This is a genomic window from Luteimonas arsenica, from assembly GCF_004352825.1.
In the GTDB taxonomy this organism is placed as follows: domain Bacteria; phylum Pseudomonadota; class Gammaproteobacteria; order Xanthomonadales; family Xanthomonadaceae; genus Luteimonas; species Luteimonas arsenica.
Map to the genome: position 1 here is coordinate 857,948 of NZ_SJRW01000002.1, position 19,252 is coordinate 877,199.

A 19,252-nucleotide genomic window follows, 5' to 3' on the forward strand; every position below is an offset into this window, starting at 1 on the left:
AAGGCCCGCGCAGCGGGACAGCCCACGGAGTGCCCCACCAACCCTCCACCCGGCGACGACCGGCTAAAATCCCCGATTCACCCAAGCCAGCCGCCGCCGCCATGACCTGCCGCACCCGCTTCGCCCCCAGCCCCACCGGCTACCTGCATATCGGCGGCGCCCGCACCGCCCTGTACTGCTGGCTCGAAGCCCGCCGCCGCGGCGGCCAGTTCATCCTCCGCATCGAGGACACCGACCGCGAGCGCAGCACCCAGGCCGCGATCGACGCCATCCTCGAGGCCATGGACTGGCTCGGTCTCGACTACGACGAAGGTCCCGTCTACCAGACCGACCGCGTGGACAGGTACCGCGAAGTGGCGGAGCAGCTGGTCGCTTCCGGCCACGCCTACTACGCCTACGAGTCGAAGGACGAGCTCGACGCCATGCGCGAGGCCGCCATGGCCGCCGGCGACAAGCCGCGCTACAACGGCGCCTACCGCGACCAGGGCGCCCCGTACCGCGACGACCCCAACCGCGTCATCCGCCTGAAGAACCCGCTCGACGGCGTCGTCGCCTGGGACGACAAGGTCAAGGGCCGCATCGAGATCAGCAACACCGAGCTCGACGACCTGGTGATCTTCCGCCCCGACGGCTACCCGACCTACAACTTCGCCGTCGTCGTCGACGACCTCGACATGGGCATCACCGACGTCGTCCGCGGCGACGACCACGTCAACAACACCCCGCGCCAGATCAACATCTACCGCGCGCTGGGCGCGCAGGTGCCCGCGTTCTCGCACCTGCCGATGATCCTCGACGAGCAGGGCGCCAAGCTCAGCAAGCGCACCGGCGCCGCCGACGTCATGCAGTACCGCGACGCCGGCTACCTGCCGCACGCGCTGCTGAACTACCTGGTGCGCCTGGGCTGGTCGCACGGCGACCAGGAGATCTTCTCGATCGGGGAGATGAAGGCGCTGTTCGACCTCAAGGACGTCAACGCCAAGGCCTCGCGCCTGGATCCGGCCAAGCTCGGCTGGCTCAACCAGCAGTACCTGAAGGAAGACGCCCCGGCCGACGTGGCGAAGCACCTGGAATGGCACCTGCAGGCCGCCGGCTGCGACCTCGCCGCGGGCCCGGCGCCGGCCGACGTCGTCATCGCCCTGCGCGACCGCGTGCAGACGCTGAAGGACATGGCCGAGCGCGCCGCGGTCTGGTACCGGCCGCTCACGGAGTACGACGACAAGGCCGTGGCCAAGCACCTCAAGCCCGAGGCCGCGGCGCCGCTGGCCGACGCGCGCGCGCGCCTGGAGGCGCTGGCCGACTGGAAGGTGGAGGCGATCGGCGAGGCCCTGCACGCCACCGCCGAAGCGCTCGGGCTGGGCATGGGCAAGGTCGCGCAGCCGCTGCGAGTGGCGATCACCGGCACCCAGGTCAGCCCGGACATCGCGCACACCGTCTACCTGGCCGGGCGCGACGAGGCACTGGAGCGCATCGACGCCGCGATCGCCCTGGCAGGCGCCTGACCGCGGGAGCCACGGCCTGCCGGAATGGCCATCGCGGCCCCATCGCTGCGGTTTGCGGTGACGGCGCGGCTTGAGTCCCGCTTCGTTCGGCACCATCATCAAGGGCATGACCGCGCATGCGCACGCCTGCACCGACCCCAAGCACCACGTCCACGACGGCCCCGCCTTCGTGGACGCGGTGGAGCGTGCCTGCCGCGACCGTCGTCTGCGGCTGACGCCGATCCGCGCCAGCGTGCTCGGCCTCATCGCCGAGGCCGAGCAGCCGATCAAGGCCTACGACCTGCTGGATCGCGTGCGCGAGGGCGACGGCCCGGGCGCGGCGGCACCGCCGACGGTCTACCGCGCGCTCGACTTCCTGCTCGCCAACGGCTTCATCCACAAGCTGCAGTCGGTCAACGCCTTCGTCGCCTGCCACCACCCCAGCACCGCGCAGCACTCGGTGCCGTTCCTGATCTGCGACAGCTGCCACGCGGCGGTCGAGCTGGAGGACAGCAAGATCGTGGCGGCGCTGGACGAGCGCGCGCGCGAGCTCGGCTTCACGCCGCGGGCGCAGACGCTCGAAGTGCACGGCACCTGCGCGGAGTGCGCGGCGGAAAGCACCGGCGCCTGAGCGCGATCAGGCCGGGAACAGGCCCTCGCTGGCCGCGGGCAGCGAACCTTCCAGCCGCAGCAGGAAAGCCTTGGTCGGCAGCCCGCCGCCGAAGCCTGTGAGCGAACCGTCCGCGCCGATCACCCGGTGGCAGGGCAGCACGATGGGCAGCGGGTTGCGACCGTTGGCGGCGCCGACCGCGCGCGTGGCCGAAGGCTTGCCCAGGCGCTGCGCGAGGTCGCGATAGCTCCAGGTCGTGCCGTAGGGAATCGCGGCGAGCGTGGTCCATACCCTGCGCTGGAACCCGGTGCCGCGCGGCGAGAGCGGCAGGTCGAAGTCGCGGCGGCTGCCGGCGAAATATTCCTCCAGCTGCCGTCGCGTTTCCCGCAGCACCTCGCTGTCACCCTCGATCCAGGCTTCGCCGGCCGGCGGCGGTCGCGGCGGCGGGAAGTCGATGCGGCGCAGGCCTTCGCCGTCCGCGGCCAGGGTCAGGACGCCGATCGGGCTGTCCATGCGCGTGAAGATGGTGCTCGTGTTCATGGGCTCATGTCCTTCCAGAGATGGATCACCGCGTAGGCGCGCCAGGGCCGCCAGGCCTCGGCGCGCGCCGCGACGGTTTTTTCCGTGGGCAGCGGGCCGTCGCCTGCCCCGGCCAGCGCCTTGCGCAGCACCAGGTCGCCGGCCGGGAAGGCATCGGGATGTCCCAGCGCGCGCATCGCGATGTACTGCGCGGTCCAGGCGCCGATGCCGGGCAGCGCCATCCAGCGCGCGCTGAAGTCGTCCAGGGTGCGTTCGGGGCGGAAGTCGACGCGGCCGTCGAGCAGTGCCTGGGCGACGGTGCGCACGGTGGCGGCGCGGGCGCGGGTCAGGCCGATCGACTGCAGGTCGGCGTCGGCCAGCGCCGCGGGAGTGGGGAACAGGTGGTCCAGGCCTTCGCCGAAGGGTGTCGCCAACGGTTCGCCGTAGCGCTGCGACAGGCGCGCGGCGAGCGTGCGCGCAGCGGCCACGCTCACCTGCTGGCCGAGCACCGCGCGTACCGCGATCTCGAAGCCGTCCCAGCCGCTGGGCAGGCGCAGGCCGGGCCGCCGGCGCAGGAGAGGCCGCAGCCGCGCATCCGCGGACAGCGTGGCCGCGATCGCGTCCGGATCGGCATCGAGGTCGAACATCCGCCGCAGCCGCTGCACCACGTCCAGCAGCTGCGAGGCCAGCGGTGCGTGCAGCTCCAGCTTCAGCGCGTGCTCGCCCGGCCATGCGGAGACGCGCAGCCAGCCGTGGCCGCCGTCGGCGCCGGCGATGACCCGCGAATAGCTCGCCTCGTCCACGACTTCGACGCCGGGCAGGGCGCGCCCGCGCAGGAACGCCAGCATCGCCGTGAAATCGCAGGGCGGGCGGTAGCCCAGGCGCAGCGTGAGGGTGTCGCCGCCGCCGCGCACCGCAGCGCCGGGCTGCCGGCGCAGGTCGCGCGGGGCCATGCGGTAGGCGTCCTGGAAGGCGGCGTTGAAGCGCCGCAGGCTGCCGAAGCCGGCGGCCATGGCGACCTCGGTGATCGGCAGCGGCGTCTCGGTCAGCAGCTGCTTGGCGAACAGCAGCCGGCGGGTGCCGTGGACACCGATCGGCGGTGCGCCCAGGCGCTCCACGAACAGCCGCCGCAGCTGGCGCTCGCCAACGCCGACGCGCCCGGCCAGCGCCGACAGCGGTGCATCCGCCAGTACGCCCTGGTCGATCAGCTTCAGCGCACGCGCGATCGCGGCGTCACCGCGGCGCCAGGCACCGTCGGACGGCGACAGCTCCGGGCGGCAGCGCAGGCAGGGCCGGTAGCCGGCGGCTTCCGCGGCGGCGGCGTTGGCGTAGTAGCTCACGCGCCTGGCATACGGCGCCGGGCAGACCGGGCGGCAGTAGATGCGCGTGCTGTGGACGGCGGTGAAGAACAGGCCGTCGAAGCGCGGATCGCGGCTGCGGCGCGCCTGGTCGCAGGTTTCCGGCGGTGGCAGGGCGGGCTGGGGCATGGACGCAGGCTAGCACCGGCGCCGGGCCATGACTCGCCGTTTTCGGACATGGACACGGAAGCGGGCCGGCGCGCGCTGCGCCGGCCCCCATGATCCCGTGCGGGGCCTAGAACAGCACGCGCACGCCGGCGCTCACGCCGCGGCCGGCCAGCGGCGCGAGGTCCTTGAGGAAGGAGGTGTGCACGCGCGCCTCCTTGTCGAGCAGGTTGGTGCCGTTGAGGAACAGCTCCACCGCGCTGCCACCGGCGGTGTCCATGTGCCAGGCGAGGTTCGCGTGCACCAGGGTATGGCCGGGCGTGGCGGTTTCGTGTTCGGCGACATCGTCCTGGCGGGCATAGCGCACCGCGCCGAGGCCGGCGCGCCAGTGGTCGCTCGCCCAGCGCAGCTCGCCGCCCACGCGCGAGGGCGCGATCCTCGGCAGGTTGCCGTCCAGCGCCAGCTCGGCGACGTAGTGGTGCGCGTGGTCGCCGTGCGGCACCGACACCTCGACCTCGCGCGTGCCATTGCCCGTGAGCTTGCCGCGCACCACGTCGCCGAAGGCGCGCATGCTCCAGGTGCCGCTGCCGTTGTCGAGGAAGGTCCACTCGGCTTCCAGCTCGCCGCCGGTGAAACGCGCGTCGGCCTGGTTCCAGACGCGCACGTCCAGGCCGCCGTCCACGATGCCGGTATCGGCCAGGTAGATGAAGTCGTTGAAGCGCACGTGGTAGAGCGAGGCTTCCAGGCGCAGCGGGCCGCGGTGCCAGTGCAGGCCGACCTCGGCGCGGTTCGCGGTCTCCACGTCCAGCCCGGAATCGCCGAACTCGTGGCTCTGCGTCGCCACGTGCAGGCCGTTCGAATACAGCTCTTCCGCGGTGGGCGAGCGCTGCGCGCGGTCGAGGCCGAACGACAGGTGCACGTCGGGGTTCAGGTCCCAGCGCGAGGCCAGCGACAGGCTGGTGGTATCGAAGTCGCGCGAGGGGCCGGCGTCTTCGGCGATGTAGATGCGGTTGCGGTCGTGGCGCAGGCCGAGTTCGAGGTTCACCGCGCCGAAGTCGCGTTCGCCGATCCAGAACAGGCCGGCGTCGCGGGACTCGGAGTCCGGGACGAAGGCTTCGTCGCCGACCGCGGCGAAGTCGCGCTGCGTCCACTGCAGGCCGAACGCGCCCTCCCAGCCGCCCAGCGGCCGGTGCGCCAGCTCCAGCCGGCCCTCGAGGGTCTCGTTGTCGAACACGGTGCCGACTTCTTCGCCTTCGTATTCGGTGTGGGTGTAGTCGGTGCGTGCGACCCGGGCGCGCAGGCTCTGGAAGGGGCCGATGTCGTCGAGGCCGCCGCGCACTTCGGTGCGCCGCTGGTCCATCACGATGCGGACGGCGTGGTCGTGGGCGTCGTGATCCTCATGGTCATGGCCATGATCGTCATGGTCGTGGTCATGGTCGTGGTCGTCGTGACCGTGGCCGTGGTCGTCCTCGGCGTGGACATGGCCGGGCACGCCGTAGCGCGTGTTGAACAGGCTCTGGCCGACGCCGATGAAGCCGCGGTCGCCGACCCAGGACAGGCCCAGCGCGCCGCTGTCGGTGCGCACGAAGCTGTTGGGCAGGGTGCCGCGGGCGTCCTCGTGGTCGCCTTCGTCGTGGTCATGGTCATGATCGTGGACGTCATGGCCGTGGGCATCGCGCAGCGCCGCGCTTTCGGCGTAGCCGGGGATGTCGACGTCGCCGGTTTCGCGGTGCAGGGCATCGATGTGGAACACCATCCGGCCGGAGGCCGAGGTGCCGTCCAGCCGCATCATCCCGGTGCGCTCGTCGTTGACGCTGCCCGCGCGCAGTTCGGCGCGACCTTCCAGCGGGCGCGAGGTGGCGGCCTCGGGGATGCGCCCGTCGACCACGTTGACCGCGCCGCCGATGGCACCGTTGCCATACAGCAGGCTGGCCGGGCCCTTCAGCACCTCGATCTGGTTGGCGAGGAAGGGTTCGATGCTCACCGCGTGGTCGACGCTGACCGTGGACACGTCGCCGGCGGCGAGGCCATCGCTGAGCACCTGCACGCGCGCGCCGTCCAGTCCGCGGATGACCGGGCGGCCGACGCCGGCGCCGAAGAACGAAGACTGCACGCCGGGCAGGCGCGAGACGGTTTCGCCGATGGAGTTGGCCTTGGCTTCGTCCAGGCGCTCGCCGGCGAGCACCGCGACCGGTCGGGCCAGGTCCTCGGCGGTGCGGGCGAGGGGATTGGCGCGGACGGTGAGGGCGTCGAGGTCGGTGACGTGATGGTCATGGCTCGGGGGCGGCTGGGCCTGGTCCTGGGCCAGGGCCGGCAGGGACGTGGCCAGGGCCAGGAGGATGGCGCCCGTGAGCAGGGCGGGGCGTGCGGGGTGGCGGGTGGTGCTGTGCGAGGGCTGGGTCATCGTTCTCGGGGCCGGCTTGTGGTGTGGCGTTGAATGAAATGTTATACTGTTTCAACTTCGACGCCACCCCCACGAAAGTCATGGCCTCATCGCGCAACCTCAATCGAGCGGACCGGATCGGTTTCGCGGCGTCGTTCCTGTGTGCGCTGCACTGCGCGCTGCTACCGCTGGCGCTGGCGCTGATGCCTGCGCTCGGGCTGTCGTTGGGGGGCTGGGTGGACATCGACCAGGCGGTGACGGTCTTCGCCACCCTGCTGGGTATCACCACGCTGGCCATCGGTTACCGCCGCCATCGCGCGTTCCGCGCGTGGATGCTGCTGGTGCCGGGCCTGGCCTTGGTCTGGCTGGGCGCGTTCAGCCCACTGCACGACCATGGTCTGCTGCACGCGGCCCTGATGACCGCCGGCGGGCTGGCGATCGCCGGTGCGCACCTGGTGAACCTGCGCCTGACCCACGCCGCCACGGTCCGCCAGGCGGCGGGAAACCCGCACCCGTGCTAGGATTCGCGCCCTGTGGCGTGCATGGGCACGCCTGACGAACACGAAAATCCAGGAGCAACAGATGGGCAAGGGCGACCGCAAGACGGCCAAGGGCAAGCGCTACAACTCCAGCTACGGCAACGCCCGCAGCCAGGCCACTTCCAAGGCGACCGGCTCGGCCGCGGCGCCGGTCGCGAAGAAGGCCGCTGCCAAGAGCGCGGCCAAGGCACCGGCGAAGAAGGTCGTGGCGAAGAAGACTGTCGCCAAGGATTGAGTCTGGCGAACGGTTGCCGATGCAGCGGCCACGGCCGCGGGCACGGTCGCAACGAAGCCCCGCGAGAGCGGGGCTTCGTCGTTCCAGAAGGTTGTGTTTCCAGGCTGCGGGAGTGGCAGTGGCCGCCCTCCGGCCGCACCAGGTCTCAGTGCTGCTCCGCCCCCGCTTCGATCTCCGCCCACACCCGCAGCAGGTTGCCGCCCAGGATCTTGCGGATGTCCTCGTCCGAATGCCCGCGGGCCTGCAGGCCGGCGATGAAGTTCGGGAAGTCGGCCACGGTGCGCAGGCCTTCGGGCAGTTCGCCGTCGACGCCGTCGAAGTCCGAGCCGATGCCGACGTGGTCGACGCCGATCAGCTTCACTGCATAGTCGATCTGGTCGAGCACGTCGCTGATCGGCGCTTCCACCTTCGGGTGGTCCTTCTCCCACTGCGCCTCGAAGGCCTTGCGGTCCAGCGCCGGTTCGCCGGCGGCGACGCGCTCGGCGCTGCGGCGGTCGAAGGCCAGGGATTCGCGGAACCAGTCGCGGGTATTGGCCGCGGCTTGCGGGTTCACGAAGGCGGTGCCGAAGGGGATCTGCACCACGCCGCCCTTCGCGGCGATCAGCTTCGCCAGCTCGTCGCTCAGGTTGCGCTCGAAGTCGGGCGTGAAATGGCGCAGCGCCGAATGGCTGGCGATCACCGGCACGCGGCTGAGCTCCACCGCCTGGCGCACGGCGTCGTCGGAAACGTGCGAGACGTCGACCATGATCCCCAGCCGGTTCATCTCGGCGATGACCTCGCGGCCGAAGGGGCTCAGGCCCTTCCAGCGCTTCTCCACCGTGTACGAGGAGTCGGCGATGCGGTTGTTGCCGCTGTGCGCGAGGGTGATGTAGCGGACGCCGCGCTGGTGGAAGAACGCGAGCTGCGAGAGGTCGTCGCCGATCGGCGCGCCGTTCTCCATGCCCAGTGGCAGCAGCACGCGGCCGCCTTCGAGCAGGCGCTCCACGTCGCGCGGTGAGGTGAGGATGGCGAAGCGGTCGGGATGGCGCGCTGCCAGGGCTTCGATCGCGTCGATCTGCGCGTTGGCAGCCTGCCAGGCGGTGCCGGACTCGTCCTGGCGCGCCGAGGTGTAGATCGACATGAAGGCGACGTCCAGGCCGCCTTCGCGGGCGCGCGGGTAGTCGAACTCGCGGTCGGGCGAGGCTTCGCCGAGGTCGGCCCAGCGCGAGACGAGCACGCCGGGCGCGTCGATATGGGTGTCGACGATCACGGCGTCGGCGGCCAGCGCGCGGGCGGCATCGGTGGCCTGGGCCAGCGCTGCGGCGGGAAGCGCCGACAGCGCGGCGAGGGCGAAGGCGAGGGCGTTACGGCGCGGGAGTCGGGACATTCGAGGGCTCCGTGGTTCGAGGGGCGGCGCGTCGCGGCCGGAGCCGCGCCGAAGGGAGTTGGCGCGGGGCCGGGACAGGGCTGCGTGGACGATCGTGGCGGACGGGATTCCCGCTGCGGGAGCGACCGTTCTCATGCGACCCGGTTGCCGCCGGAAAACACCGAGTCCACCAATTCTCCGCCCAGCCAGTAGCACAGCGCCGCCGGCTCGCGCACGCGCCAGCGCACGAAGTCCGCGCGCAGGCCCGGGCGCAGCGCGCCGCGGTCGTCGAGGCCGAGCGCGCGCGCGGCGTGCACGGTGGCGCCGCGCAGGGCTTCGACCGGCGTCAGGCGGAAGTGTGTGCAGGCCAGCTGCATCGCCTGGCGCAGCGACATCAGCGGCGAGGTGCCGGGGTTGCAGTCGGTGGCCACGGCCATGGCCACGCCGGCCTCGCGGAAGGCCTCGATCGGCGGCAGCTTCGTCTCGCGCAGCACGTGGAAGGCGCCGGGCAGCAGCACGGCGACGGTGCCGGCCTCGGCCATTGCGCGCACGCCTTCGGCCGTGGTGTGCTCGACGTGGTCGGCGGACAGGCCGCCGAATTCCGCGACCAGGGCGGCGCCTTCGCCGTCGCTGAGCTGGTCGGCGTGCAGCTTCACCGGCAGACCGAGCGCGCGCGCCGCTTCGAACACGCGCCGGGTCTGCGCATGGCTGAAGCCGATGCGCTCGCAGAAGGCGTCGACCGCGTCGACCAGGCCTTCGGCGTGCAGGCGCGGCAGCCATTCGACGACGGCGTCGATGTAGCCGTCGGCGTTGCCGGCGAACTCCGGCGGCAGCGCATGCGCGCCGAGGAAGCTGGTGCGCACCGGAACGCCGAGCGTGTCGCCCAGCGCGCGCGCGGTGCGCAGCATCTTGCGTTCGTTGTCGAAGTCCAGGCCGTAGCCGGACTTCACCTCGAGCGTGGTCGCGCCGTCGGCGACCAGGGCGCGCGCGCGCGGCAGCGACTGCGCGAGCAGCGCGTCTTCGGAAGCCGCGCGGGTAGCGCGCACGCTGGACACGATGCCGCCGCCCGCGCGCGCGATGTCCTCGTAGCTGGCGCCCATCAGGCGCTGTTCGAACTCCGCGGCGCGGTCGCCGGCGAAGACGAGGTGGGTGTGGCAATCGATGAGGCCGGGCGTCACCAGGTCGCCGCCGGCATCGTTCACCTCGTCCGCAAGATCCTCAGCGGCGCCGGGCAGGTCGCCGATGGCGCCGGCGAACACGATCCGCCCGTCGCGCCAGCCCAGCGCACCGTCCTCGACCAGGCCGTAGCCGGCGCCGCCAGCGGACGCGCCGTCACTCTGGCTGTCGTCCAGCGTCGCCAGCCGCGCGTCCAGCAGCAGACCATCCCAGCGCTCAGCGGCCATCGGTCGGGGCTCCCGGAAGGGCGGGGCGGGGCGTGTGCGGCATGGATCGAACCTCGTCTGGCGTCGACGCGGTAGCCTATCGCACCCCGATGCCGGAACGCCCCGCCATGCCCGCGAACGCCCCCGTGGACGCCGTCCCCCTTGTCTCCCAGGTCGATGGCGGCTGGCGGCTGCCCGGCATCGCCAACCTGCATTCGCACGCCTTCCAGCGCGCCATGGCCGGCCTGGCGGAGCGGCAGATGAATCCCTCGGACTCGTTCTGGACCTGGCGCGAGACCATGTACCGGATGGCCGCGCGTTTCGATCCCGAGCTGCTGCATGCGGTCGCCAGCCAGCTCTACGTCGAGATGCTGGAAGCCGGCTACACCCGCGTCTGCGAGTTCCACTACGTCCACCACGCGCCCGATGGCCGTCCCTACGACGATCCCGCGGCGATGTCGCGCGCGCTGATCGCCGCCGCCCGCGACACCGGCATCCGCCTGACCCTGCTGCCGGTGCTGTACATGACCGGCGGCTTCGACGGCCGCCCGCTGGGCGAGCGCCAGAAGCGCTTTGGCCACGACGTGGACGGCTACCTGCGCCTGTTCGAGACCCTGCGTGCCGAAGCCGGCGACGAGCTGCTCCGCGTCGGCTGCGCCCTGCACAGCCTGCGCGCGGTGCCGCCCGAGGCGATGCGCGAGGTGCTGGCCGCGCTGCCGGCCGACGCGCGCATCCACGTCCACATCTCCGAACAGGTGGGCGAGGTGCAGGACTGCCTCGCCATCCGCGACCGCCGCCCGGTGGAATGGCTGCTGCAGAACGCCGAGGTCGATGCGCGCTGGACCCTGGTGCACGCCACCCACCTCAACGACTGGGAAGTCGCGGGCATCGCGAAAAGCGGCCCCACCGTCGCCATCTGCCCGACCACCGAGGCCAACCTCGGCGACGGCCTGTTCCGGCTGTGCGACTTCCTGGATGCCGGCGGCGCCTGGGGTATCGGCTCGGACTCGCACATCTCGGTGTCGCCGGTGGAGGAACTGCGCTGGCTGGAGTACGGCCAGCGGCTGGTGACGCGCCACCGCAACATCGCCGTGTCGCCCGGTTCGCCCAGCGTCGGCGAAACCCTGCTGCGCGGCGTGCTGGCCAGCGCTGCCGATTCGACGGGCTTCGACGGCAGCGGTGATGCGGTGGTGCTCGATGCGGGTTCGCCGCTGCTGGCCGGTGCCACGGCCGGCGACGTGGTCGACCGCTGGATCTTCAGCGGCAACCGCGGCGCGGTGCGCGACGTGGACGTGGCCGGCCGGCGCGTGGTGTCAGACGGTCGCCACGCCGAGCGCGAGGCCGTGCTCGCGCGCTACCGCGAAGCGATGGACAGGCTGCTGGCCGACGGCTGAGCCGCCGCCGGCCGCCCGGTCAGACGATCGGTGGCGCCACCGCACGCCAGAGGTTGGCGACCACCGAGGTCACTGCCGAATAGACCTCCTGCAGCACGCGCTCGACCGGGTCGGTGAACTCGTGCCGGTAGTCGGCACGCTGTTCGACCGCCGCCTTCACCGGGCCGATGGGATGGGCATCGAGCACCCCCGCCAGGCCGGCGGGATTGCTGAACTGGATATGGGTGCCGAGCTGGTTGGGCAGCATGTCCAGCACCGGGATCTGTCGCTGCACGCCGGTCGCGTAGTCGCCGTCGATGCTGTAGTGGCGCATCTGCCCCTGGTCGGCGCGGTGCCGCGCGACCACCGGATCCAGGCCATGCTGGCGCAGCACGTTGTCGTGGACGCCCTGGCCGTTGAAGGTGACCGCCGAACTGCCCGTGGCCGCCGCGGCCAGCGAAGCCAGGCCGCCGCCCAGGGAGTGGCCGGTGTAGACGACGTTGTCGCCGCCGAAGGCGTTCTCGGCCTGGTGCGCGAGGGCGACGGCATTGTCGTACTGGTGGGTCTGGAAGCCCGCCGCCTGCGCGATGACCGTGCCCACGTCTTCCACGCCGCCGGTGTTGTTGCCGGCATAGGCCACCACGTAGTGCCCGTGGCCGTCGGTGTAGATGCCGGCCTCCATGCCGTTGCGGTACTGCAGGCCGGGATCGATGCCGGCGGCGGCGAGCTCGCCATCGCCCATGCGCTGCCAGCCGGGCGCGTCCTGGCGGAGATAGACCGCTTCGGCGATGCCGGCCATGGACGCGTCGAAGTCCCACTTCGGCTCCGCGCCGCCGACCGACTGGTCGAAGCCCGCGTCGCGACCCGGCACCTGGCCCGCGGTGGGGTTGAGCAGCTGCTGGGCGTTGCGGAGGAAGTTGTCTGCCGCGCGCAGCGCGTCGTTGATGATGGGCTGGAGCATTCGGCGGGATCTCCCTGTGTCGACGGGTCGCTGCGCCCGAGTCTTGAGCCGAGGATGGGCCGCGGCAAGCTGGGGATGCCGCGAGGTCGCCGACGGCGGTCACGTTTCCGAGCGGCTTCGGGAAAACCCCAAGTGGCCGCGCACCCGCGGCTATGGCCAAGTGTCGCGATCAGGGGAGTGGACACAGCCGGACGGGAGAGTCTGATGAAGCAGTCGATGTTGTCGATCGCGCCCACGATGCTGGCGGCGATGGGGATGGCGGGTGGCGCGATGGCGGGCCAGGACCTGCAGGACGAGGCGAAGGCGCTGCAGCAGGAGCGCCGGATCGCGATCGCGGCGCAGGCCGAACAGAGGGTCGACTATCCGGCCTGGTTCGAACGCGCCTACCAGCGCTATCCGTCGATTCCGCGGGGAGTGCTCGAAGCCATCGCCTACGTGGAAACCCGCTGGAACCACGTGGCCCCCGATCCCGCGGGCGCAGGGCACCGGCACGTGCCGGCGTCCTACGGCGTGATGGGCCTCTACCGCGGCGAAGGTTTCGCCAACCAGGTCGCCGACGGCGCGAAGCTGCTGGGCGTGAGCGAACGCCTGGTCATGGCCGATCCCGAGACCAACATCCTGGCCGCCGCCGCGCTGCTCGACCGCGCCGCGCGGCAGGATCCCGCGACCGGCAGCCGCGACGGCGGCGTCGAGGCCATGGCGGGCGCGCTGGCGCGCTATGCCGGCTACGGCAGCGGCGACGGCAACATCCAGGGCTTCGCGCGGCAGAGCTTTGCCTATGAAGTGCTGCAGACGCTGGCGCGCGGCGTGCGGGAGCAGGGCATCCAGGTCCCGGCGCTCCCGGTGGAGATGGAGCGGGCGTTCGCGCCCGGGCGCCTGGCGCTGCTGGCCGCGCCCGCGCTGAAGATGGACTTCGACCGCGATTCGGTCGCCGCCACCGATGACCCGGTGCCGCCGCAGTCCGCATCGAAGCCCGGTGCGCGCAGCCCCGCGCGGGTGCCCGAGGTGGGCAAGGCCGCGCTCGACTTCGGCGAGGCGCTCTGGAACCCCGCGCATTCCAGCAACTACAGCACCGCCGGCAACGGCACCAGCGCGGTGATCATGCACACCATCGAGGGCTCGTACGCGAGTGCGATCTCCTGGTTCAAGAACCCGAGCGCGAACGTCTCGGCGCACTACGTCATCCGCCGCTCCGACGGCCAGATCACGCAGATGGTGCGCGAGCAGCACCAGGCCTGGCACGCGGCCTACCACAACCACTACACCATCGGCATCGAGCACGACGGCCGTGCCGCCGACGCCGGCAACTGGTCCTCGGCGATGATCAACGCCTCCGCGCGCCTGACCCGCAGCATCTGTGCGCGCCGCCCGGTCAACTGCGCCTCGGCCTGGCAGGGCCCCGGCTACGACTACTGGCGCGTGGTCCCCGACAGCGTGCGCATCAAGGGCCACGGGATGCTGACCAGTAACCAGAACCGCTACGACCCGGGCCGCTACTTCCCCTGGGCGAGCTTCTACCAGCTGATCAACAACGGCGCGCCGCCGCCGGCCGCGACTCCGACCTACTGGGTCGACACCTGGGCCGCGGCACCGGGCTTCCCTTCGCCCACCAGCACGGCGCAGAGCGGCACCCTGCACCAGGGCACCCACTACGTGTACTGCAAGTCCGCCGGCCGCGAGATCCGCAGCGGCGGCGACTACAACCACTGGTGGCTCAAAACCGATCTCGACGTGGGGCCGGCCAACCAGTGGGTCTCGGCCTACTACCTCAGCCGCTGGGGCAACAACGAGGCGCGCGACAACGACGGCTACGACATCCCGCGCTGCGAGGTGCTGCCGTACGGAAAGATCGGCGAGAAGTACTACGCCATGGGCGGCGTGCGCAGCGTGCTCGGCGTGCCGACCCTGGCGGAAATGGCGGCGCAGGCGGGTGGGCGCTTCCAGCAGTTCGCCAACGGGATCATGCTCTGGCACGCGCGCACCGGCGCGCACCCGGTGCATGGCCGCATCCTCGATCGTTTCTGGGCCACCGGTTCGGAGACGCGCTGGGGCTTCGCGGAAATGGGCGAACTCGACGCGGCGGTGTCGCCGGTCAGTGGCCAGCGCGGTCGCTTCCAGTACTTCGAGCAGGGACTGTTCCTCTGGTCCCCGGCCACCGATGCGCATGCAGTCCACGGCGCGATCCTGGCGCACTTCGAGAACAGCGGGCGCGAGGCCGAGCACGGCTATCCCGTGGGCGACGAGCAGCCGCATGGCAGCAACGGGCGCAAGCAGCAGTTCGAGCGCAGGACCTTCTACTGGACGCCGGAGGGTGGTGTGACGACGAACTGAAGCCAGGTCCAGGTCTGGCGACGGCCGGTCGACGCATGCGCCGGCCGGCCGTCCTCTTGTGAGCCGCGGCACCGTCACACATGCAGGGCCGAGGCCGTCTGGTCCATAGTGATCCGACGCGGGAGAGGAGAAAACGATGAAGACCGATGCATTGACCCTGGCCACGGCCACCGCGGTGCTGGCCCTGGCCGGTGGGGCCGCACATGCACATGCCACCACCGATGCCGCGCTGCAGGCCCTGGTCGACCAGCGCCTCGCTGGCGACCGCACCGGCGCCTGCATGGCCGTGGCGGTGGTCGACAAGGGCGAGGTCGCGCGCGCGTTCCGCTGCGCCGATCCAAAGAACGCCGCGCGCATTGGCCCTGACCGGGCCTTCGAGATCGGCTCGGTCAGCAAGACCATGGCCTCGACCCTGCTCGCCGACCTCATCGTGCAGGGCAAGGCCTCGCTGGATGATCCGCTGGCCGCCTACCTGCCCGAAGGCACGGCGTTGCCGACCTTCGAGGGCCAGCCGATCCTGCTGCGCCACGTGGTCACCCACACCAGCGGCCTGCCCGCGCTGCCGTCGCGGATGGCGACCGCCACCCTGGTCGATCCCTATGCCGGCCTGACGGCGGAGGACCTGCTGGCGTCGCTGGGCGACGTGACCCTGTCGCGCGCGCCGGGCACGCAGTTCGAGTACTCCAATTTCGCCTCGATGGTGCTGTCGTATGCGGTGGCCCGGCGTGCCGGCGTCGATTTCGAAACCCTGCTCCGGCAGAAGCTGTTCGAACCGCTGGGGATGGCGGGCGCCTATGTCGCGAAGCGTCCCGAGGGCGTGCGCGCCGCGGGCGGGCATTCGGCCAACGGGCTTGCGGCTGCGCCATGGAACTTCCAGACCGACCTTGCCGGCGTCGGCGGCGTGCGCGCCACGCTCGACGACATGGTCCGCTACGTGCAGGGCAACCTCGACCCCTCGGGCACGCCGCTGCAGGCGGCGATCGAGCTGGCGCAGCGCCCCGTGAGCGAGCAGCCGCCGATGGCGATGAACTGGATGCTCGTGCCGGTCGCCGGCCGCAGCGTGCTGATGCACGAAGGCGGAACGGGGGGCTTCTCGTCCCTGGTCTCGGTCGATCGCGAAGCCGGTCGCGGCGTGGTGATCCTGTCGGACACCTCGTGGAGCGCGGTCGGCAACCTCGGCAGCCTGGGGCTGCACCTGGTCGATGCCTCGTTCCCGCTGGGCAAGCCGCGGACGGCCGCGACGCCGCCGCAGGAACTGCTCGAAGCCCTGGCCGGCGAGTACCAGCTGCAGGGCGCGATGAAGATGAGCCTGCGCCAGCGTGACGGCAAGCTGTTCGGGCAGGCCGAGGGTCAGCCCGAATTCGAGCTGTCCTACGACAGCGAGGGCGACTTCTACCCGATCGTCGTGGACGCGCTTTTGAAGCCGCAGCGCAAGTCCGACGGCAGCTACGTGTTCACCTGGATGCAGGGCGGCGGCGCGCTCCCGGCCATGCGCCTGGGCGAAGACGGCGCCGTGGTGCAGGGGCCGGCGCTGTCGGACACCGAACTTGCGGGCTATGCCGGCGAGTACCCGCTGGTCCCGGGCTTCGCGCTGACGTTGCGCGCGCGCGAGGGCAGGCTGTTCGCGCAGGCCACCGGGCAGGGCGAGTTCGCGCTCGACGCCGCCGGCAAGGACCGCTTCGAGGCGGCCGCCTACGGCATCGAGATCGTGTTCAAGCGCGGCGGGGATGGCGAAGTCACGTCGCTGGACCTGCACCAGGGTGGCCAGGTCCTGAGCGGCCCGCGGAAGTAGGGTCATGGCGGCCGCATCGCCTACCATGGGCACATGAACCAGACATCATTCGACGACATCGGCACCCCCGGCACGCCCTGGGGTGCCGCGGAAAAGACCGCGTGGCGCGCCCGCCAGCGCCCACGGCGCAGCTACCGGGACGAAGTCGTCGAAGCGATCGACGCACTGAGCGACCGCTTCGACGTGCAGCAGTACGGCGAGCTCGACTACGGCGGCGATGGCCGCTATCCGCTGTTCGCCCTGCGCAGCCGTGACTGGGACGACGCGCTGCCGGTCGCCCTGGTCACCGGCGGCGTGCACGGCTATGAGACCAGCGGCGTGCACGGTGCGCTGCACTTCGCGCGCGAGGACGCCGGAGCCTGCACGGGGCGGGCCAACCTGCTGATCGCGCCCTGCGTCAGCCCATGGGCCTACGAGCGCATCCAGCGCTGGAATCCGGACGCCATCGATCCCAACCGCTCGTTCTTCGCTGACAGCCCGGCCGCGGAGTCGGCGGCGCTGATGGCGCTGGTGGCGCCGCTGCGCGGGCGCTTCCTGGTGCACATCGACCTGCACGAGACCACCGACAGCGACGAGGGCGAGTTCCGCCCCGCGCTGGCCGCGCGTGACGGCAAGCCCTTCGTGCCCGGCACCATCCCCGACGGCTTCTACCTGGTCGACGACAGCCGCAACCCGCAGCCGGCCTTCCAGCAGGCCATCAACGAGGCGGTCGCCCGGGTGACGCACATCGCGCCGGCCGATCCCGATGGCACCCTCATCGGATCGAAGGCGGTGGCGCCGGGCGTCATCGAATACGACGTCGCCGGGCTCGGCCTGTGCGCCGGGATCACTGGCGCGCGCTACACCAGCACCACCGAGGTCTATCCGGACAGCCCGCGCGCCACGCCGGAGCAGTGCAACCGGGCGCAGGCGGCGGCCGTGCGCGCCGCGCTGGACTTCGCGCTGGCCGCCTGAGCTTCCCCCGCCTCAGCGGAGCGCGGGCAGCAGGGCCTCGGGATCGCCGTCGTGGTCCGCGGCGGGGATGCCGAGCAGGCGCACCAGCAGCGGATAGACGTCGACGTTGTCGATCGGATCGATCACCGCGCCGCTGCGGAAGGCCGGCCCGCTGGCGATGAACACCGCGCGCATCGAAGGCAGGGCCGGATCGTAGCCGTGCGAGCCGCGCATGCCGCCGCGCGCGCGCGCCTCCATCTGCTGCGGCAGCAGCGCGTCCCAGCCCTCGTCCATCTGGCAGACGATGGCGGGGATGCGGGGGTGCGTGCCGTAGTGCCAGCGCGCCGGCAGTTCGGCGCGGCGCCAGCATTCGTAGTGGTCCTGGCGGCCGAGCAGGCGCGCCTCCACCTCGGCCTCGAAGCCCGGCTTGGGCTGCACCAGCACCACCTGGCCGATGCTCGACAGCCGTGCCTGCTCCATCGCCACCATGTCGCCGACCGAGATCTGGTTGCCCGGCGGTACCGGTGCCATGCCGTGGTCGGAAACGAGGACGATGTTGGTATGCGCCAGGCGGCCGCCCTCGGCCAGCCGGGTCAGCAGGTCGCCGATGGCGGCGTCGATCGAGGCCAGGGCCGCGCGCGCCTCGTCCGAGTCCGGCCCGTAGGTGTGCGCCGCAGTGTCGACGGCGTGGAAATAGAGCGTGGCCAGGCGCGGGCGCGTGGGCTCGGGCTCCAGCAGCCAGCCGGCTACGGTCGCCGCGCGCTCGGCGTCGGAGGACGATTCGTCATAGACATGCCAGCGCGTCGGGCGCACGCCCGCGACCTCGGCCTCGGAGCCGGGCCAGAACATCGTGGCCGTGGGCATTCCGGCCTTCTCCGCGCCGACCCAGACCGGCTCGCCACCCCACCAGGCGCCGTTGCCTACGGCCTCGCGGTCGGAGAGGCGGAAGGTGCCCAGTTCCCCGTCGATCATCGAGTTGTGGACGATGCCGTGGCGGTCCGGGCGCAGGCCGGTGGCGATGGTGTAGTGGTTGGGGAAGGTGAGCGAGGGGTAGGACGGCGTCATCCAGCGCGCCTGCACGCCGCCGGCGGCGAGGCGGGCGATGTTCGGCGAGTCCTGCGCGTTGATGCGTTCGGGATGGAGGCCGTCGATGGAGACCAGGAGCAGGGGGTCCGATGGCGCGGCCGGCAGGGCGGCGCCCTTGGGCGGGTGGATGGTGCTGCAGCCGGACAGGGCGAGCACGGCGGCGAGGAAGGCGGCGGGAAGGGCGAAGCCCCGAAGGTCTGGATGCATGGCTGGATGATAGATCGCGTGGATGACGCTTGTATTCGCGAACCGCTGTCCGAAAGCGCCGTCGGATTTCGCCGCGAGGCAGGCGAATCCGCGTCATCGCCGCTTGAGCGGCTGCGGGCTCACCGATAACGTCGGGTCCGTGGTTCAAGTGTGGGGGAAGCGCCAGGGAGGGCGCATGGGTATGAGGTCAGGGAGTCGGGCATTGGCCGCGGCATCGTCGGTGTTGCTGGCGACGGCTTGCGCGGGCGGGGGCGAAGCGCGCGATTTCGGGGGGCGCTGGAAGCCGCTCAACCAGTACGCCGCTAGCAGCGAAGCCATCGCCCTGCGCGAGGAACAGGTGTTCCAGGCCACGCCCATGGACGGCACGCTGCATGGCCTGCTGGCGCGCTGGGCCCGCGACGCCGGTAGCGGCCTTGATTACCGCCATCCTTTCGATTTCACGCTTCACGAGCCCGTGCGCAGGGTGCACGCAGGTCGCCTGCAGGACGCCCTCGCCCAGCTCGAGGATGCCTTTGACGGTTATGGCCTGGCGATCCGAGTGGAGGCGGGAAGGATCGTCGTTGCCACCGACCCGGGGGGCGGGGGCTGAGCCGCAGACCATCGGCACCCGAC

16 protein-coding genes are annotated in these 19,252 nt (G+C 71.6%); 9 read left to right on the forward strand and 7 right to left on the reverse strand.

Features of this window, described 5'->3' with window-relative positions; translation table 11 throughout:
* The first annotated feature begins 101 nt into the window (after nucleotides 1-101).
* Nucleotides 102-1,502: a glutamate--tRNA ligase gene (gene gltX, locus E2170_RS11535; RefSeq protein WP_133000784.1), complete on the forward strand. Its 1,401-nt coding sequence runs from the start codon at nucleotides 102-104 to the stop codon at nucleotides 1,500-1,502.
* Nucleotides 1,503-1,608: 106 nt separating this feature from the next.
* Nucleotides 1,609-2,112, forward strand: coding sequence for a transcriptional repressor (locus E2170_RS11540; protein ID WP_133001187.1), 504 nt, complete (start codon nucleotides 1,609-1,611; stop codon nucleotides 2,110-2,112).
* Nucleotides 2,113-2,118: 6 nt separating this feature from the next.
* On the opposite strand, the gene E2170_RS11545 is transcribed toward E2170_RS11540, so the two are convergent.
* The 3 genes from E2170_RS11545 to E2170_RS14165 all read right to left on the reverse strand — a co-directional run bounded on the left by E2170_RS11545 (nucleotide 2,119) and on the right by E2170_RS14165 (nucleotide 6,477).
* Complete coding sequence (locus tag E2170_RS11545; RefSeq protein WP_133000785.1) at nucleotides 2,119-2,631, reverse strand: methylated-DNA--[protein]-cysteine S-methyltransferase; 513 nt, start codon at nucleotides 2,629-2,631, stop codon at nucleotides 2,119-2,121.
* Nucleotides 2,628-4,097 carry a DNA-3-methyladenine glycosylase 2 gene (locus E2170_RS11550; RefSeq protein ID WP_133000786.1) on the reverse strand — a complete coding sequence of 490 codons (1,470 nt, stop codon included), beginning with the start codon at nucleotides 4,095-4,097 and terminating at the stop codon, nucleotides 2,628-2,630. The genes E2170_RS11545 and E2170_RS11550 overlap by 4 nt, the downstream gene beginning before the upstream one ends.
* Nucleotides 4,098-4,203: 106 nt before the next feature.
* Complete coding sequence (locus tag E2170_RS14165; protein ID WP_133000787.1) at nucleotides 4,204-6,477, reverse strand: TonB-dependent receptor; 2,274 nt, start codon at nucleotides 6,475-6,477, stop codon at nucleotides 4,204-4,206.
* Between the two features lie 38 nt (nucleotides 6,478-6,515).
* On the opposite strand from E2170_RS14165, the gene E2170_RS11560 reads away from it, so the two are divergent.
* Both E2170_RS11560 and E2170_RS11565 read left to right on the forward strand, forming a co-directional pair.
* Nucleotides 6,516-6,977 (forward strand): MerC domain-containing protein, encoded by a 462-nt coding sequence (locus E2170_RS11560; RefSeq protein ID WP_425477858.1) that lies wholly within the window; start codon nucleotides 6,516-6,518, stop codon nucleotides 6,975-6,977.
* A 61-nt stretch (nucleotides 6,978-7,038) separates the two neighbouring features.
* Nucleotides 7,039-7,230 (forward strand): 30S ribosomal protein THX, encoded by a 192-nt coding sequence (locus E2170_RS11565; protein ID WP_133000788.1) that lies wholly within the window; start codon nucleotides 7,039-7,041, stop codon nucleotides 7,228-7,230.
* Between the two features lie 145 nt (nucleotides 7,231-7,375).
* Here E2170_RS11565 and E2170_RS11570 read toward each other — a convergent pair whose 3' ends face one another.
* Both E2170_RS11570 and hutI read right to left on the reverse strand, forming a co-directional pair.
* Entirely contained in the window at nucleotides 7,376-8,596 is a 1,221-nt protein-coding gene (locus E2170_RS11570) for a dipeptidase (RefSeq protein WP_133000789.1), read from the reverse strand.
* A 131-nt stretch (nucleotides 8,597-8,727) separates the two neighbouring features.
* Nucleotides 8,728-9,978: an imidazolonepropionase gene (gene hutI / locus E2170_RS11575; protein ID WP_133000790.1), complete on the reverse strand. Its 1,251-nt coding sequence runs from the start codon at nucleotides 9,976-9,978 to the stop codon at nucleotides 8,728-8,730.
* Nucleotides 9,979-10,085: 107 nt separating this feature from the next.
* On the opposite strand from hutI, the gene E2170_RS11580 reads away from it, so the two are divergent.
* Nucleotides 10,086-11,351 (forward strand): formimidoylglutamate deiminase, encoded by a 1,266-nt coding sequence (locus tag E2170_RS11580; RefSeq protein ID WP_243708154.1) that lies wholly within the window; start codon nucleotides 10,086-10,088, stop codon nucleotides 11,349-11,351.
* Nucleotides 11,352-11,370: 19 nt separating this feature from the next.
* Here the strand turns inward: E2170_RS11580 and E2170_RS11585 are convergent, their stop codons facing one another.
* Nucleotides 11,371-12,291 (reverse strand): Tle-like phospholipase domain-containing protein, encoded by a 921-nt coding sequence (locus tag E2170_RS11585; protein WP_133000792.1) that lies wholly within the window; start codon nucleotides 12,289-12,291, stop codon nucleotides 11,371-11,373.
* A gap of 204 nt (nucleotides 12,292-12,495) precedes the next feature.
* On the opposite strand from E2170_RS11585, the gene E2170_RS13915 reads away from it, so the two are divergent.
* The 3 genes from E2170_RS13915 to E2170_RS11610 all read left to right on the forward strand — a co-directional run bounded on the left by E2170_RS13915 (nucleotide 12,496) and on the right by E2170_RS11610 (nucleotide 17,368).
* A complete protein-coding gene (locus E2170_RS13915; RefSeq protein WP_207914970.1) occupies nucleotides 12,496-14,622 on the forward strand; it encodes an N-acetylmuramoyl-L-alanine amidase in 2,127 nt (708 codons plus the stop codon).
* Nucleotides 14,623-14,758: 136 nt separating this feature from the next.
* Nucleotides 14,759-16,414 carry a serine hydrolase gene (locus tag E2170_RS11605; RefSeq protein ID WP_133000793.1) on the forward strand — a complete coding sequence of 552 codons (1,656 nt, stop codon included), beginning with the start codon at nucleotides 14,759-14,761 and terminating at the stop codon, nucleotides 16,412-16,414.
* Nucleotides 16,415-16,447: 33 nt separating this feature from the next.
* Entirely contained in the window at nucleotides 16,448-17,368 is a 921-nt protein-coding gene (locus tag E2170_RS11610) for a M14 family metallopeptidase (protein ID WP_133000794.1), read from the forward strand.
* A gap of 12 nt (nucleotides 17,369-17,380) precedes the next feature.
* Here the strand turns inward: E2170_RS11610 and E2170_RS11615 are convergent, their stop codons facing one another.
* Complete coding sequence (locus E2170_RS11615; protein ID WP_133000795.1) at nucleotides 17,381-18,640, reverse strand: alkaline phosphatase family protein; 1,260 nt, start codon at nucleotides 18,638-18,640, stop codon at nucleotides 17,381-17,383.
* 202 nt (nucleotides 18,641-18,842) lie between these two features.
* On the opposite strand from E2170_RS11615, the gene E2170_RS11620 reads away from it, so the two are divergent.
* Entirely contained in the window at nucleotides 18,843-19,229 is a 387-nt protein-coding gene (locus E2170_RS11620; protein WP_133000796.1) for a hypothetical protein, read from the forward strand.
* Nucleotides 19,230-19,252 lie beyond the last annotated feature (23 nt).